The 16602-nt window shown below is 61.0% G+C and carries 14 protein-coding genes and 1 tRNA gene; 5 read left to right on the top strand and 10 right to left on the bottom strand.

What is annotated here, in order from left to right; all coding sequences use genetic code 11:
- Window positions 1-40: 40 nt before the first annotated feature.
- Window positions 41-1525, bottom strand: coding sequence for a cysteine--tRNA ligase (gene cysS, locus G3256_RS07155; protein WP_169640162.1), 1485 nt, complete (start codon window positions 1523-1525; stop codon window positions 41-43).
- A gap of 223 nt (window positions 1526-1748) precedes the next feature.
- On the opposite strand from cysS, the gene G3256_RS07150 reads away from it, so the two are divergent.
- Window positions 1749-2924: a pyridoxal phosphate-dependent aminotransferase gene (locus G3256_RS07150; RefSeq protein ID WP_169640161.1), complete on the top strand. Its 1176-nt coding sequence runs from the start codon at window positions 1749-1751 to the stop codon at window positions 2922-2924.
- Window positions 2925-2978: 54 nt separating this feature from the next.
- Here the strand turns inward: G3256_RS07150 and G3256_RS07145 are convergent, their stop codons facing one another.
- Window positions 2979-3578, bottom strand: coding sequence for an outer membrane protein (locus G3256_RS07145; RefSeq protein WP_169640160.1), 600 nt, complete (start codon window positions 3576-3578; stop codon window positions 2979-2981).
- A 416-nt stretch (window positions 3579-3994) separates the two neighbouring features.
- On the opposite strand from G3256_RS07145, the gene G3256_RS07140 reads away from it, so the two are divergent.
- Complete coding sequence (locus G3256_RS07140) at window positions 3995-5533, top strand: trimethylamine methyltransferase family protein (RefSeq protein WP_169640159.1); 1539 nt, start codon at window positions 3995-3997, stop codon at window positions 5531-5533.
- Between the two features lie 117 nt (window positions 5534-5650).
- On the opposite strand, the gene G3256_RS07135 is transcribed toward G3256_RS07140, so the two are convergent.
- The 8 genes from G3256_RS07135 to pdxH form a co-directional block, all read right to left on the bottom strand.
- Window positions 5651-5884, bottom strand: coding sequence for an EF-hand domain-containing protein (locus G3256_RS07135; protein WP_169640158.1), 234 nt, complete (start codon window positions 5882-5884; stop codon window positions 5651-5653).
- A 458-nt stretch (window positions 5885-6342) separates the two neighbouring features.
- Window positions 6343-6903 (bottom strand): type 1 glutamine amidotransferase domain-containing protein, encoded by a 561-nt coding sequence (locus G3256_RS07130; protein ID WP_169640157.1) that lies wholly within the window; start codon window positions 6901-6903, stop codon window positions 6343-6345.
- A gap of 562 nt (window positions 6904-7465) precedes the next feature.
- A complete protein-coding gene (locus G3256_RS07125) occupies window positions 7466-8014 on the bottom strand; it encodes a hypothetical protein (RefSeq protein WP_169640156.1) in 549 nt (182 codons plus the stop codon).
- Complete coding sequence (locus G3256_RS07120; RefSeq protein WP_169640155.1) at window positions 8014-11664, bottom strand: vitamin B12-dependent ribonucleotide reductase; 3651 nt, start codon at window positions 11662-11664, stop codon at window positions 8014-8016. The genes G3256_RS07125 and G3256_RS07120 overlap by 1 nt, the downstream gene beginning before the upstream one ends.
- Window positions 11665-12459: 795 nt before the next feature.
- Window positions 12460-12536 (bottom strand) — tRNA-Pro (locus G3256_RS07115).
- A gap of 41 nt (window positions 12537-12577) precedes the next feature.
- Window positions 12578-13042, bottom strand: coding sequence for a DUF192 domain-containing protein (locus G3256_RS07110; RefSeq protein ID WP_169640154.1), 465 nt, complete (start codon window positions 13040-13042; stop codon window positions 12578-12580).
- Entirely contained in the window at window positions 13042-13536 is a 495-nt protein-coding gene (locus tag G3256_RS07105) for a cold-shock protein (protein ID WP_169642364.1), read from the bottom strand. The genes G3256_RS07110 and G3256_RS07105 overlap by 1 nt, the downstream gene beginning before the upstream one ends.
- Window positions 13537-13855: 319 nt before the next feature.
- Window positions 13856-14461, bottom strand: coding sequence for a pyridoxamine 5'-phosphate oxidase (pdxH, locus tag G3256_RS07100; protein ID WP_169640153.1), 606 nt, complete (start codon window positions 14459-14461; stop codon window positions 13856-13858).
- Window positions 14462-14605: 144 nt separating this feature from the next.
- On the opposite strand from pdxH, the gene fabI reads away from it, so the two are divergent.
- Genes fabI through gpt form a run of 3 tightly spaced genes read left to right on the top strand, consistent with a single transcriptional unit; the run spans window position 14606 to window position 16541 of the window.
- Window positions 14606-15412, top strand: a complete 807-nt coding sequence (gene fabI, locus G3256_RS07095; RefSeq protein WP_169640152.1) for an enoyl-ACP reductase FabI — start codon at window positions 14606-14608, stop codon at window positions 15410-15412.
- 7 nt (window positions 15413-15419) lie between these two features.
- Window positions 15420-16022: a LysE family translocator gene (locus G3256_RS07090; RefSeq protein ID WP_169640151.1), complete on the top strand. Its 603-nt coding sequence runs from the start codon at window positions 15420-15422 to the stop codon at window positions 16020-16022.
- Window positions 16023-16025: 3 nt separating this feature from the next.
- Entirely contained in the window at window positions 16026-16541 is a 516-nt protein-coding gene (gene gpt / locus G3256_RS07085; RefSeq protein ID WP_169640150.1) for a xanthine phosphoribosyltransferase, read from the top strand.
- The last annotated feature ends 61 nt before the right edge of the window (window positions 16542-16602 follow it).

The following is a 16602-nucleotide window of genomic DNA, read 5'->3' as shown; positions in this document are numbered from 1 at the left end:
GCCACCCGTCGCGCAGATATGTCCCTGTATCCGCGTCCGGTCATCTCAACGCCTCCAGAGCGGCAGGATCAAAAGGCCGCGCGACAAATACTTCAACACCCTCAGTAGTCGCTTTTAGTTCAACTCCGTGTTCTGCAAGTCGTATTTTCAGATCGTCTGCGGACAGAAAGTCCTTATTGGATCGCATCTCGCGCCAAACTTTTGCTAGTCGACGGATCCCATCTAATGACTGCGTCACGCGAATGTCCGCAACTATCAAGATACCATCCTGCGGTGTCTCCAGTTTTGTCTGCGCCCATCCACCCATCACAGCGCTCTTCTCCAGGAGCCCCAGCACCTGCGCCGACGCGACAAAAGTGGCAACCGCACCTGTTGGCACCTCGTCCCGCCGCCGGCTCTCGATCTCTCTTGCCATCCCGTGCAACGCCGCAATCGCGCCCGGCACATTCAGATCGTCACTGAGCGCATCGATCACCGCGGGCGCCGGGCTTGCAGCGGGCTCGATGTCCGCTGCAAGACCCCGCCACCGGCGCAGCGTCTTTTCCGCCTCCGCCCGCTTTTTCTCCGTCCAGTCCATCGGTTTGCGGTAATGGGTGGAGAGCATCACAAAGCGGATCACCTCGCCCGGCACCCCCTGATCCAGCAGATCGCGTACCGTGAAAAAATTGCCCAGAGATTTGGACATCTTCCTGCCCTCGACCTGGAGCATTTCGTTGTGCATCCACACATTGGCCATCGCTTCGGTCTCATTGGCGCAGCAGCTCTGGGCGATCTCGTTTTCATGGTGCGGGAACATCAGATCATTGCCGCCGCCGTGAATGTCGAAGGTGTCGCCCAGCAGTTCCTTTGCCATGGCGGAGCATTCGATGTGCCAGCCTGGCCGCCCCCTGCTCCAGGGGCTGTCCCACCCCGGCAGATCCTCGCCCGAGGGCTTCCAGAGCACGAAATCCATCGGGTTGCGCTTGTAAGGCGCGACCTCGACCCGCGCGCCGGCGATCATGTCATCAACCGACCGGCCCGAGAGCCGGCCATAGTCTTCTTTCCAGCTGTCGACGGCAAAAAGCACATGCCCCTCGGCGACATAGGCATGGCCCTGCGCGATGAGCGTTTCGATCATCGCGACCATCTGCGCGATATATTCCGTGGCGCGCGGCATGTGATCAGGCTCCAGCGTGCCGAGGGCTTTTGTGTCCTCCAGATACCAGGCGATCGTCTCATCCGAACGCTCGCGGATCAGCTCTTCCAGGGTTCCGGGCGCGCCGGCATCTTTTCGACGCTGCGCCTCGGCGTTGATCTTGTCATCCACATCCGTGAAATTGCGCACATAGGTCACATGCTCCGGCCCGTACACATGCCGCAGCAGGCGAAATAACACGTCGAATACAATCACCGGACGCGCGTTGCCCAGGTGCGCGCGGTCATATACGGTCGGCCCGCAGACATACATGCGCACGTTTTCCGGATTGATCGGCTGAAAGGCCTCTTTGGCCCGGGTGCGGGTATTGTAGAGCGTAAGTGTCGTCATGGCATGCGTCCTTGCGCGGCGTCAGCGCGGGCATAGCAATCATGTGTCAGAATGAAAACGACCGAAAACTGCCCGCAGATCTGCGTTCAGATAATAATACAGCAAATGAGTGCAGTGGCGGTCATGGAGACTGACTAGCCCGGCACCCCCGCAGCGGTCAAGAACAATTGACGAATCATACTGCCTCTGCGCCCCTGCGCGGGCATTCCAGCGGAGACATGACATGCAGCTTTCACAGCGCCTGCGCGGCATCAACGGTGGCGGATCAGACGGGTGGGACGTTTTTCTCAAAGCCCGGAAGATGATAGCCGCAGGCGAGGACGTGACCGAACTGACCATCGGCGAGCATGACATCGGCACCGCCGCCCCGGTCCTGCGCGAAATGTATGACACGGCCCTTGCCGGAAACACCGGGTATGCCGCGGTGCCGGGTATTGAGGCGCTGCGCGAAGCGGTGGCCGCCCGCGTGAGCGCGCGCACCGGCGTGCCGACCACATCCGCCAATGTGCTGATCACGCCGGGCGGACAGTCCGCGCTTTATTCGGCGCATATCGCAGCGCTCGATGCCGGCGACACCGGGCTTATCATCGACCCGTTTTATGCCACCTATCCCTATACGGTGCGCGCCGCCGGTGCGACGCCGGTGAGCATCGGGGCCCGTGCCGCGGATGCGTTTCAGCCCCGCGCAGAGGCCATCGCCGCCAGAGCTCCCGGGGCAAAATCGCTGCTGATCAACAGCCCCAACAACCCTACCGGCGTGGTGTATTCAAGGACCACACTTGAGGGTATCGCACAGGTCTGCACCGATCACGACCTGTGGCTGATCTCGGACGAGGTCTATGACACCCAGGTCTGGGAGGGTGCGCATATCAGCCCGCGCAGCCTGCCTGGTATGGCAGAGCGCACGCTGGTTGTCGGATCGCTGTCAAAATCACACGCCATGACCGGATCACGCTGTGGCTGGCTTGTGGGGCCCGAAGAGGCGATCACCGATCTGATCAGTCTGGCGACCAATATCACCTATGGCGTGCCGGGGTTTATTCAGCTCGCGGGCCTCTTTGCGCTGCGCCAGGGAGAGGCGTTTGAGGCGGAGATCTCAGAGCCCTTCCGCCGCCGCCGGCAACTGGCGCATGACGTGCTGGCCGGTCAGAATGCCGTTGCGATGGTGCCCGCCCAGGGGGCGATGTATCTGATGCTGGATGTGCGGGCGACGGGGCTTTCCGGGGAAGGCTTTGCCAATGATCTGCTCGACACACACCGGATCGCCGTCATGCCGGGCGAAAGCTTTGGCGAGGCCGCCTCAGGCCATATCCGGGTTGCGATGACGGTGGCCGATGACGTCTTTGTCACCGCGCTGCGCAGGCTCTGTGCCCATGCGGAAACACTTGCCGCCGCATAAAAACAGCCCGGCGACACAGAGCCGCCGGGCCGGGTTTCCGGTATGCGTCTGCGCTCAGAAGCGCAGCGATGCGCGAACCGTGAAGGTATCGGCATCCGCATCAAGGCCGGACGTCCCGCCAAGATCGCTGAAATTATGGCGAAGCACCTCGGCCCCTACGAGCCAGCGCTCCGTCGCCTGATACGACACGCCCAGACCGTAGAAAGAGCCTGTATCACTGCCGGCCGTGGTATCCGCATGGGCAGCACCGGCGGTCGCATAGGGCAACCAGTTGCCCATGTCATAGCCGGCTTTGAGTTTCAGCCGGGTCACGTCATCAACCGTGGCGGCACCGCCACCGATATCGATATCGGCATCGTCGTAATCAAGCTCGATACCCGACACCCAGTTGCCGTAGTCATAATTGTAACCGATGTGAACACCATAAAGGTTGTCGTTGCCATCCACACCGTCAAGCGCGCCGTCACCGCTGACATCGCCATAGCCAAGCTGCACACCACCATAGGCACCGGTCCAGGTCCCGTAGGATGTCTCCTGAACCACCGGGGCGGCAGGCGCCGCCTCGACCACGGGCTCTTCAAGGGCACCGGCAAAGGCCGGGGCGGTCAGAGCTGTCATGCCCGTCAGGGCGGCTGCGATATATGTACGTTTCATCCTGTCTGCTCCTGAACTTTTCCGGGGCTTTTATGCCCCTCTGCCCACTCCAACTGTGCAGCACCGTTTTTTGTTCAACGCACAGGGGCTCACAGTGTCGTGAGGCCGCACGGGGCAATGGTTCGGCGGCGGTGCATCGCGGCCCGGAGATAACTGGGCCGGGGCCACGGGCCGCCGGATTTCCCGGTTTTGCCGGTGGTTCAAAAACGACCGGCCGTCGCAAACAGGCTTGACCGGATGCGGCGGCCTGCCGCAGGCTGCGGGCATATCGACGAGGAGAGCCGATGCAGGGTCTTTGGAGCAAGATCAGTCTGATTGTACGCACCATCGGCGCGGAACGGGGCCGCGCGGCACGCGGAAGGCCCCTGGCGGTCTGACCGACTTGGCCTTCCCCCTCACGATATCAGGACATCCCCATGACACAGAAAACCCAGACCCGCAGCGGCGGCCGGTCCGCCCGGCGCGCCGCCCGCGCCACCGCTCTGCCCGATCACCTGCGCCCTGTGCGCCCCGGTCTCGAAGGGGGTACGTATAAACCGCTGACCCCGGCGGAGATGGACCGCATCCACGGGGCCGCCCTGCAGGCGCTTGAGGAAATCGGCCTTGCCGATGCGCCGCCTTCGGGTGTCGGATACCTGACCGCGGCAGGGGCAGAACAGGGGGCCGACGGGCGCATCCGCTTTCCGCGCGCGCTCGTGGAAGACGCCATCGCACGGGCCAACCGCCGCATCGTTCTCTGCGGCCGGGATCCTGCCCATGACCTCGATCTCTCAGGCCACCGGGTACACTACGGAACGGCCGGGGCTGCCGTGCACCTGGTGGACGCTCTGGGCCGCAACTATCGCGAAAGCACGCTGCAGGATCTGCATGACGCCGCGCGCATCACCAATGTGCTCGACAATATCCACTTTCTGCAGCGCCCGATGGTCGCACGGGACATCACCGACAACTGCGAAATGGATCTCAACACGGTCTATGCCACCACAAGCGGCACCACCAAACACATCGGCACATCGTTTTATGACCCTGCGCATGTGAAACCCGCCATCGACATGCTGCACATGATCGCAGGCGGCGAGGACAGGTGGCGCGAACGACCCTTCATGAGCAATTCCAACTGCTTTGTCGTGCCGCCGATGAAATTCGCCACGGAATCCTGCCTCGTGATGGAGGAGTGCATCAGATATGGCATGCCGGTACTGCTTTTGTCGGCGGGCATGGCCGGGGCCACAGCGCCCTCCACCGTCGCCGGCGCCATTGTTCAGGCGGTGGCGGAATGCCTCGCCGGTCTGGTGTATGTGCAGGCCGTCAAACCCGACCATCCGGCGATTTTCGGCACCTGGCCCTTTGGTCTCGATCTGCGCACCGGTGCGATGACCGGCGGGTCCGGAGAACAGGCGCTGCTGACGGCGGGCTGCGCGCAGATGCACAAATACTATGATCTGCCTGGGGGGGCCGCGGCAGGTATTGCCGATGCCAAACTGCCCGACATGCAGGCCGGCTGGGAGCAGATGTGCTCGAATGTCATGGCGGGTCTGTCGGGGCTGAACATGGTCTATGAGGCCGCGGGCATGCATGCTTCGCTGCTCGGGTTCTGCCACGAGTCGCTCATTCTGGGCGACGACCTGATCGGCCAGGCACTGCGCTGCGTGCGGGGCATTGAGGTGTCCGATGAGACCATGGCGCTTGATCAGATGCGCGAGGTCTGCATCGGCGGGCCGGGGCATTATCTGGGCACGAGCCAGACCCTGGGGCGCATGCAAGCCGATCACGTCTATCCGGCGCTCGGCGACCGGACGTCACCCAAGGAATGGGATGAGAAAGGCAAACCGGACCTGATTGAACGGGCCACCGCGCGCAAAGAAGAAATCCTTGCCAACCGCTCGGCTGCGCGGTTTGATCCGGCGCTGGATGCGCGCCTGCGCGAGGCTTTCCGCATCTATCTGCCCGCCTGAACGTGCAGGAGGATCGCCCGGCCCCCGCAAAGGGGCCGGATGACTGCCCGCTGATCAAAGCGCCGCAGGACTGCTCAGGGCATGCGGCCCGCACCCGGATCAGCAGAGCAAAGAGGTTCAGGCAGGCATCAGACCGGCCTGCTGCGCGGCCTCGATCTCGGCACTGTCGAGCGCACCGTCCGCATTCAGGTCCATCGTGTTGAAGTCATCGGCGGTCACCTCGGGCATCACCGCCTGCACCTCATCAATGGTCAGCACACCGTCGCCGTTGGCGTCCGCTTCGGTGGCCGCACCGGCTGCGCCGGCGATGCAGAGGGACAGAATGAAGGCTGAAGTCATACGTGTGGTCATGGTCTTTTCTCCCGGTTATCCGCGGAACATCTCCGCCCGGTTCTGATGCCAGAGCGGTATGCGGTCGGCATCCCCCGGTCGTCTGAGGCGTGAAAACCGGCGCGCGCTCGCGCAAAACGGGTGCCGCTTTCGGTAAGGAGTTGCCGGGCAAAATCCCGCGCAGGGGCATTTCGGCGGGATCTGACTGACCGCGGGCCCCGTCCGGCACATTACCGCCGCTCACCCACGGATGTGGCACCGGACGGCCTGCACCCCGTGATGCGATGAATCCAAGGGCCTGAGAAGAGTGACGGCAGAAACCGAAGCTCCGGGGCGTGCTCCGGTCTCCTGCGAGATCTGCTGGGCGCTGTAACCTGATCGGCTGGCCGCCACATCCGGGACGCAACGGGCAAAAAGAGAGGCCGGAGCAGAACTCCGGCCTCACAGTCAAAGGGCAGTGTTATTTCTGGTCGCGGTCGTTATGCCGCGGCGCGGTCGTGGCGTCCTTCGCGGACCTCTTCGATGATCTTGGCGCAGAATGCGTCCAGATCACCGGGGTTGCGCGAGGTGACCAGTGCCTCATCAACCACAACTTCGCTGTCTTCCCAGTCGCCGCCGGCGTTCACGAGGTCGGTTCTGACCGAGGGCCACGACGTCACCTTTCGGCCCCGCACGACATCCGCCTCAATCAGCATCCAGGGCGCGTGACAGATCGCAGCCAGCGTTTTGCCGGTGTTGAAGAAGTCACGTACAAACTTCACGCTGTGCTCGTCGGTGCGCAGAATGTCGGGGTTGATCTGACCACCTGGCAGAACCAGAGCGTCAAAATCCTCGACGCGGGCGTCCGCGATATCCATGTCGACGCTGATACTGCGGCCCCAGGACTGATCATCCCAGCTGGTGATTTCGCCCTTCTCCGGCGATACGATGACGACCTCTGCACCGGCCTCTTCCAGCTGGCGTTTAGGTTCGAAAAGTTCTGATTTCTCATAGCCGTGTGTGGCGAGAATGGCGATTTTTGCATTACTGATCTGTGTCATGCGTTTCTCCTTTCAGTACGGCGCAGACCGATGCCCGCGCCTCATTGCGTTCACCGGCACAACACGCCGACGCGCAGAAAGTTCAAACAATGATCGTAATCAGGCGATATTGTCGCGGATCCGGGAGATAATCGGAAATCCGGGTTTCCGGAGCGTCCGCAAATTTTCGCAGGTTTCCGACGGCGCAATAAGATGCACCGCACAATTACGACGCGGGGTGTCACCGGAACCGCCGGAAATGGCCCCTCAGCCCGCATCGGCAGAAAAAACGGGGCCCCGAAGGACCCCGTTAGTTTCGCCGTTCAGGCTCAGTTTGTTAACCGCTCGGTATTTTTCTGCCTGCGGCCTGAACGTCGTCAAGGGCGAGCGCACCCGCCCCTTGTTTGTCGCTCCGGGTCTTCACCGGGGCGACGGGGTGGCGTTGATCGTCTGCGAGCAGACGCTGAGAACCACCCCGGTAAAGGTGGGAAGGAACAAAGTACCGTTCCCACCCTGTTCGTCGGGGTCCGGCCCGCTTGGGCTGAGACCGGGACCCCTACACGCCCCCAGGGACGCGTTTTCTTCATCCACCCGTGTTTTGCGCCAGTGCAATCAGGTGGCCAATAAACTTGGAGACAAGCTCCGGCGCGGAGAGTAACGCGATAGCAGTAGCGCTCCTTTTCGCCTTCTTACTTTCCAAGAAATCGTACAGCTTGTTGCTTTTGAGGATTTCGAGATGGTCTTTTACATCCGCTTCACTGAGTATCTGCCCGAGGTGCAAGACTTCATCAACAGAGACCACGTGCAAAAAATCAAAATCACCAGTAAAATCCGTTAATTTCCAACCGTTTATCTTGACATTCAGCAGTGCAAAATTTTCAGATCCGTGCGCGGTAACAGGAATTTTGCACTCGTCTATTTCTGCATCCTCAACGATCACGTTTTTTGTGTTATCGGCCACAACTCCGAAGTGGCCGCCACCAACACTAAAGTTACTGTAGGTGGCGTCTTCCTCTCCCACTATGTACAATCCGCCGAAGCAACCTATCGCTTCGCTGCCACCGAGATCGTATTCGGTCTGTCGCCTGAGACGTGTTTGCCGCAGAAAGAGTTGTTTTTTCTCTCTGCCCATCAGCTACACCCGCTCGTGCCGCCGCAGGTGTTGCACTTCATGCAGGTGCCGTTGCGCACCAGCGTGTAGTTTCCGCATTCGCCGCAGGCCTCGCCCTCATAGCCCTGCATCTTGGCTTTGGTGCGCGCGTCCATGCTCACCGAGCCGCTGGCGACCGCCGTTGTCGTGGTCATCGTGGCAACACCGCCCGTCGTCGCCTCAAGAGGTGCCAGCCCGTCAAAGGCTGTGGCCGGCACTTCCGCCCCGCCCTGCAGGACCACCAGTTCCTGAGGCAGGCGGTTGCGCAGATAGCCCGTCGAGCTGATCTGACGCAGCACTTCCAGCGATCTGGTGGCCGCCGTCTCGGAGATTTCGGAGACGTTGCGCACGCCTTCCTCTTCGCCGCGACCGATGGTGTCAAAGCTGGCTCCTTCGGGCGCCACATGCGCCAGATCGGTGCGGTCGAGATAGGAAACCGCAAGCTCGCGGAACACATAATCGAGGATCGAGGTCGCGTTTTTGATGGTCTCGTTGCCCTGCACCATGCCCGCCGGCTCGAATTTGGTGAAGGTAAAGGCATCGACGAACTCTTCGAGCGGCACGCCGTACTGCAGACCGACCGAGACCGCGATGGCGAAGTTGTTCATCATCGCCCGGAAGCCCGCACCCTCTTTGTGCATGTCGATGAAGATCTCGCCAAGGTTGCCGTCCTCATACTCGCCGGTGCGCAGGTACACTTTGTGCCCGCCGACGATGGCCTTTTGCGTATAACCCTTGCGGCGCTGAGGCATCTTTTCGCGGTGCGATTTGACGATCTCTTTGACGATGATCTTCTCGACGACCTTTTCGGCCAGCACGGCGGCCTTTTCGGTGACCGACCCGCTTTCCAGGATCTCCTGTGCGTCCTCGTCGTCCTCGACGAGCGATGCGGCCAGAGGCTGGCTGAGTTTGGAGCCGTCGCGGTAGAGCGCATTGGCTTTGACACCCAGCGACCAGCTCAGCTCATAGGCGCGCTGACAGTCCTCGATGGTGGCATCATTGGGCATGTTGATCGTCTTGGAGATCGCGCCGGAGATAAAGGACTGGGCCGCGGCCATCATATGGATGTGGCTGTTGACGCTGAGATAGCGTTTGCCCTTCTTGCCGCAGGCGTTGGCGCAGTCAAAGACCGGCAGATGCTCGTCTTTGAGGAAGGGCGCGCCTTCGAGGGTCATGGTGCCGCAGACGTGGTCATTGGCCGCATCGATGTCCTTTTTGCTGAAACCGAGGTGGCGCAGCAGGTCAAAGGTCGGATCGTTCAGCTTTTCGGTAGGGATGCCCAGCACCTGCGTGCAGAACTCCTCGCCCAGGGTCCACTGGTTGAACACAAACCGGATATCGAAGGCCGAGGCCAGTGCCGCATCCACCTTGGCAAGTTCATTGGCACCAAAGCCATGCCCCGCAAGCGTGGTGTGGTTGATGCCCGGCGCGTTGCCGATGGTGCCGTGACCGACAGCATAGGATACCATTTCCTCAATCTGCGCCGAGCCGTAGCCAAGTTTTTCAAGCGCTGCGGGAACCGACTGATTGATGATCTTGAAATACCCACCGCCGGCGAGCTTTTTGAATTTCACCAGGGCGAAGTCGGGCTCGATCCCGGTGGTGTCGCAGTCCATCACAAGACCGATGGTGCCGGTGGGCGCGATCACGGAAACCTGCGCGTTGCGGTAGCCGTGTTTCTCGCCCAGCTCCAGCGCCAGATCCCAGGACCCGCGGGCGACGTCGATCAGCGTCTCGTCGGGGCAGTTCTTATAGTCGAGCGGCACCGGTTTGACGGCGAGGTCCTCGTAACCACCCGCTTTGCCATGGGCGGCGGTGCGGTGGTTGCGGATGACCCGCAGCATGTGGTCGGCGTTTTTCGCATAGCCCGGGAAAGGGCCAAGCTCGCCGGCCATCTCGGCGGAAGTGGCATAGGAGACGCCTGTAAGGATCGCAGTGAGCGCGCCGCAGAGGGCGCGGCCCTCGTCGCTGTCATAGGAGTAGCCCATGTTCATCAGCAGACCGCCGATGTTTGCATAGCCCAGACCCAGCGTGCGGAAGTCATAAGACCGCTGTGCGATTTCCTTTGAGGGGAACTGCGCCATCAGCACGGAGACCTCCAGCGTCACGGTCCACAGACGCGTGGCGTGCATGTAGTCTTCGACCTGGAAGGTGCCGTCCTGCAGGAAGGTCAGCAGGTTCATCGACGCGAGGTTACAGGCCGTGTCGTCGAGGAACATGTATTCCGAGCAGGGGTTGGAGCCGCGGATCGCGCCGTCTGCCGGGCAGGTGTGCCAGTCGTTGACGGTGTCGTGATACTGGATGCCGGGATCGGCGCAGGCCCAGGCGGCGTGGCCGACCTGCTCCCAGAGATCGCGGGCTTTGACGGTTCTGGTGACCGAGCCGTCAACGCGGCTTATGAGTTCCCAGTCGGCGTCCTTTTCGACGGCGGTGAGGAAGGCGTTGGTCACGCGGATCGAGTTGTTGGAATTCTGGCCGGAGACGGAATTATAGGCCTCGGAGTCCCAGTCGGTGTCGTAGGTCGGGAACTCAATCGAGGTGTGGCCCTGCTTTGCGTAATCCAGCACGCGTTTCACATATGTCTCGGGGATCGAGACCTTTTTGGCGTCGCGCACGGCCTGTTTCAGGGCGTCGTTCTTCGCGGGGTCATAGGCGCCGGCCTCGGCACCGTCCCATGTGCGGATCGCCTCAAAGAGCGCGTTGAGTTTCTGCTCGTGCATCTTGGAGCCGGCGACGATGGAGGCCACTTTCTGCTCTTCGATGACTTTCCAGTTGATGAAATCCTCGATGTCCGGGTGATCGGCATCGACGATGACCATCTTGGCGGCGCGGCGGGTTGTGCCGCCTGATTTGATGGCGCCCGCCGCGCGGTCACCGATTTTCAGAAAGCCCATGAGGCCGGAGGATTTGCCGCCGCCCGAGAGCTTTTCGCCCTCGCCGCGCAGGCTTGAGAAGTTGGTGCCGGTGCCGGAGCCGTACTTAAAGAGGCGCGCTTCGCGGACCCAGAGATCCATGATGCCGCCGTCATTTACCAGATCGTCCGAGACCGACTGAATAAAGCAGGCATGCGGCTGCGGGTGCTCGTAGGAGGATTTGGATTTTGTGAGCTTGCCGGATTTGTAATCGACATAGTGGTGACCCTGTGCCGGACCGTCGATGCCGTAAGCCCAGTGCAGGCCGGTGTTGAACCACTGCGGGCTGTTGGGCGCGGCACGCTGGCTGGCGAGCATGTGGCGCATCTCGTCGTAATAGGCCTGCGCGTCTTCTTCGGTGGTGAAATAGCCACCCTTCCAGCCCCAGTAAGCCCAGGCGCCGGCGAGCCGGTCAAAGACCTGCTTGGAAGATGTTTCGCCGCCCATGGAAGCGCCCTCAGCCGGCACCGAGCGCCACAGGAACTCAGGCACGCCCTTTTCTTTTACCCTGCGTGTCGCGGTCGGCACGCCGGCTTTGCGGAAATACTTCTGCGCGATGACATCGCTGGCGACCTGGCTCCACGTGCCCGGCACTTCCACGTCATCAAGGCGGAACACGATGGTGCCGTCGGGATTGCGGATTTCGGATGCGGTGGTGATAAAATCCAGCTCGGCGTAGGCGTCCTGCCCGGCTTTGGTAAATCTGCGTTCAATTTTCATTTTCGCTGCCTCATATCCAGCTTTTCATCTTCAGAACCACACCGTCATTGCGGCGCCATCCCAGCCTCCGCCGAAAGGACCGGACAAAATGTACCGCACCGGTGGCCACGTTCCCCGCGCCACCGTTCCCGGTATCAGATCGATATTGATGATCGTCTGTTGCCCCTGTCCCGCCGATCCGCCCTGAGTGTTTAACCACTACATGTTGTGGCGAGATCGTCGGCCTCCACAAACTGACGTATATTGCCCTATCCGGTCAACGGATTTTTTGTACTTTTTCCGAAACAATCAGGCTTGACGCAGGTATTGTTTTCAGCAGCCACCGTAATAGCCTGATTCAGATCAGTGACGCTGCGGCAGCGTTCGCCGGAAAGCAGGTCGGCTCTCGTTTCCGACTCGGGCCGATTTCCTGAATACATAGGATGGCTTACGGAAAAGACCTCAGGCGGCGCCCGGCGTAATCCACAGGGGGCCCCCGTCCGGAACGGCGCGGCAGAGCAGTCGCGCAAAAAAATTCGCGCACCCGTTAACACTACTCACGCAGTGTTACATATTTGTGTCGCGGAAAGCTTCTGGCGGAAAAGCAACTCACCAGATATGGCGAGGCTGGCGTAAAGGTCCAGGCAAAGCCACAATATGTTGTGGCAGCCCTCAGGCCATAAAAGTTCCGGAATACGGCGACCGGCCGCGGTGAGTCGCGATCCCTGACCGGCCCGCGGCGTCACTCTGACGACGCAGGAAATCCGGCAGGCCCCCCCCGGGGCACCGCGTTACTCACTCAGAGATTTTTGTAAGTGGTCGGAGCGAGAGGATTCGAACCTCCGACCCCCTGTACCCAAAACAGGTGCGCTACCAGGCTGCGCCACGCTCCGACTGCCGCTTCCTTAGACCGCCGCGTCTGATTTGAAAAGCCCTAACAGGGCCAGACAGCATTACCCTGATCAAATGACGGGTGCCGGACGAAACTGCCTTCGGTGATGCCCATCCGCCGGGCCAGACCGCCATTGATCTCGAGCACATGGGTCAGACCGTCACCGCCGGGGATCGGCGTTTCATCCAGCGGAACGGCAAGGTGATGAATGTGCTGCACCTGTCCCTGAGGATCGATGAAGAGCAGATCGAGCGGGATAAGCGTGTTGCGCATCCAGAACGACAGCCGCTGCGGTCGCTCGTAGATAAAGAGCATGCCGGCAGAAAGCGGCATCGACGGGCGGTGCATCAGGCCCTGCGCACGCTCACTGTCATCATCAGCAATCTCGACGGCAAACCGCGCCTCCCCCCAGTCGCCACGGAGCATGACAGCATCCTCACGGCACTGCGCCGCAAGCCCGGTAGCGGTGAACAGGAATAAGAAGATCGCAAGCGCGCATAAGCGCATCAGTCGTCGCGGTCCAGTGCGGCTTCCCAGGCAAAAACCTCGGCCGCCATATGGCCGCGCTTGCCTTCGATCACACGCAGCGCCAGCGCCTCGCCCGGTGCAAGATCCGACAGCCCGGAACGGCGCAGAACCTCCATGTGCAGAAAGATGTCATCGCGCCGTCCAAAGACATTGGCAAAGCCGAAGCCTTTGCCCTTGTCGAACCATTTCACCCTTGCAGGCTCAAGCGGCGCGGCGGCCACGACGGACGGATCAAGTGCTGCAATATCCGAAAGCCCGACCGCATCGCTCGTCTCCGGCGGTTGCAGGGCCAGCACCTGTGTTGCCTGAACACCGCGGTCTGTCTGCTGGATTTCCAGTTCCACCCGGGCGCCATCCGCAACCGAGCTTTGCCCGAAGTTGCGCAGCACGTTCACATGCAGCAGAATATCCGGGCCGCCCGCGTCCGCGACGACAAACCCGAACCCTTTGACCGGATCGAACCATTTAACCATCCCGGATACGGGTCTGGATATGTCTGCGGTTTCGTTCACTCGGTGCATTCCCGCCATACTCGGAGACTGTAACATAATCTTGCGCGATATGCCTTTCCCGGATCAACCGTAAATGCCGTCGCTGATCAATTAAACCGCTTGGTACAGACGGAATCACCCTTCCGCAAGTATCACAGAATTGTGACAGGAATTTTTATACCCTTTATGCGTGTAGTATGTCCGATTACATACCCGCGAGACCCCGGTCCTGCGGTTCGCGCACAGAATCTGTGCAGCGGTGAACCGAGTGAGTCGCCGTGTTGTTTTACTCTGCGAAACTTTATGGATTCAGACGGGTGATTTCCCAGCCCGCATCGGCCGAGGCCCGGCGCCAGACGAACCGGTCATGCAGCCTGAAATCACCATCCGCCCAGAATTCGATCTCCAGCGGTACAACCCTGTAACCTCCCCAGAAGGGGGGCCGTGCGGGATCGGTGCCGTGCCGTGCGGTGACCCTGGCAACTTCCGCCATCAGCGCCGCCCGCGACGACAGCGGTTTTGACTGGTCTGACGCCCAGGCCCCCAACCTGCTTTTGAGCGAGCGGGTCGCATAATACTCATCCGCCTTTTCTCCGTCTTCCCGGCTTACGAGGCCGCGCACCCGGATCTGCCGGCGCAGCGATTTCCAGTGCATCACAAAGGCCGCCTTGCCTGCCGCATCAATCTCGCCCGCTTTGGCACTGGTATAGTTTGTGTAAAACACAAAGGCGTCGGCACTGATTTCTTTGAGCAGCACCATTCGGGCATTGGGCAGTCCGTCTTGATCAACAGTGCTCAGCGCGACCGCATTCGGGTCGTTCGGTTCGGTCTTTTCAGCCTCTTCCAGCCATGCCCGTGACAGCACAAAAGGATCTTCGCCCGCAAATTTACCTGTTCTCTTTTCCATCGGTCTCTCCCCGGGATCTGCTGGTGCCCAAGAGGTGGCCGGAACGCACCAAAGGTCAACCCCTGTCGCGGGGTCCCTTGATGGTACATGCGCAATCGCTTATTCAGCGGGGCAGCACGACTGATTATACATTGTGAGGGCTCCATGGGAAATGATCTGCTGGCCGGCAAGCGCGGTCTGATAATGGGGCTTGCCAATGACAAGTCGATTGCATGGGGGATCGCAAAGGCCTGTGCCGACGCGGGCGCGGAGCTGGCATTTTCCTTCCAGGGTGAGGCACTGAAAAAACGCGTGGGCCCGCTGGCTGCTGAGCTGGGCAGCGACACGGTCCTGCCCTGCGACGTGGGGGACGAAGCCTCGATGGATGCGCTTTTCGACGCGCTGAAAGAAAAATGGGGCAGCCTCGATTTCATCGTGCATGCCATCGGCTTTTCCGACAAAAACGAACTGCGCGGCCGTTATGTTGACACCAGCCGCAGCAATTTCGCGATGTCGATGGATATTTCGGTATATTCCTTTACCGCCGTGGTGCAGCGCGCCGAAAAGATGATGAACCCCGGTGGCTCCTGCCTGACGCTCACCTATTATGGTGCTGAAAAAGTCATGCCGCATTATAATGTGATGGGCGTAGCGAAAGCAGCGCTTGAGGCGTCGGTGCAGTATCTCGCCGAAGATCTCGGCAAGGACGGTATCCGCGTCAATGCGATCTCCGCCGGCCCGATCAAGACGCTGGCGGCCTCAGGCATCGGCGATTTCCGCTATATCATGAAGTGGAACGAATATAACTCGCCCCTGCGCCGCAATGTCACGACAGAGGATGTCGGCAAAGCGGCCCTTTTTCTGCTCTCTGATCTCGGATCCGGCACGACCGGCGAAAACCTGCATGTGGATGCGGGCTATCATGTGGTCGGCATGAAGGCCGTGGACGCACCCGATATGAGCAAAGAATGAGCCCCAGGTGAGCCCCGAAAGCCTCATTGCCTTCAACATCGTGCTCGCGGCCGCCATCGCGAGCCCCGGGGCGGCGCTGCTGTATTTCATCAAAACCTGTGTGAGCGCAGGCCGTGCCGCCGGGATCGCCACAGGCGCGGGCCTCGGGCTCGCAGCCTCGCTCTGGACGCTTGCGGCCCTCGTGGGCCTTGAAAGCGTCTTTTTCATCTTCCCCTGGGCTTACACCGGGCTGAAAACTGCCGGTGCACTCTATCTCATCTGGATCGCCGTTCAGACGTGGCGCCACGCGACATCGCCCCTGACTGAGACGATCCGGCCGCGCGGGCGTGCCTTCCTGTCCGGCCTGATGGTGAACGCGGGCAATCCCAAATCCATGCTCTTTGCCGCCGCCGTGATCGTACTCGTCTTTCCCCAGGGCCTCGCCCCCGGAGAGATTGCGCTCATCGTGGCCAACCACCTCCTTCTTGAGATCGCCTTTTACACGCTCTTTGCGCTGCTGCTCTCCGGCGCATCTGCGCGCCGCGGCTATCTCAGCGCCAAACCCCTTCTGGACCGGATCGCCGCCACGCTGCTCGGCGCCCTCGGCCTGCGACTGCTTATCGAAAGGTAGCCCATGAGCACCAAAGACCCTGCCCGCCTGCCCCATGAAAAGGGCTTTCACATCAGCTGGGACCAGATCCACCGCGACAGCCGTGCGCTGGCCTGGCGTCTTGACGGCCAGGGCCCCGATGACGGCGCCTGGCGCGCTGTCGTCGCCATCACCCGCGGTGGCATGGCCCCTGCCATGATCGCCGCGCGCGAACTGGATATCCGCACCGTCGACACGATCTCGATCAAATCCTACGACCACCAGCAACAGTCCGACGCCCGCGTGCTCAAAGCCCCGGACGCTCAGCTGATGGGCGACGGCACCGGCATCCTGATCATCGATGATCTGGTGGACAGCGGCAAAACCCTTGAAGTCGTACGAGAGATGTACCCGAACGCGCATTTCGCCACTGTCTATGCCAAACCCAAAGGCCGCCCCCAGGTCGATACCTTCATCACCGAAGTCAGCCAGGACACCTGGATCTTCTTCCCCTGGGACATGGCGCTGCAATACGTCGAGCCCTACCGGGGCACCGACTGACACCACAGTATTTCTCTGGCTTAAAAATATCCCCGCCGGAGGCTCCCGCCCCTGCCCCCCG

It is taken from the genome of Roseobacter ponti (assembly GCF_012932215.1).
Taxonomy (GTDB): domain Bacteria; phylum Pseudomonadota; class Alphaproteobacteria; order Rhodobacterales; family Rhodobacteraceae; genus Roseobacter; species Roseobacter ponti.
Note: the sequence above shows the minus strand (reverse complement) of the source record. Positions and strands in the feature narration are given on the sequence as shown.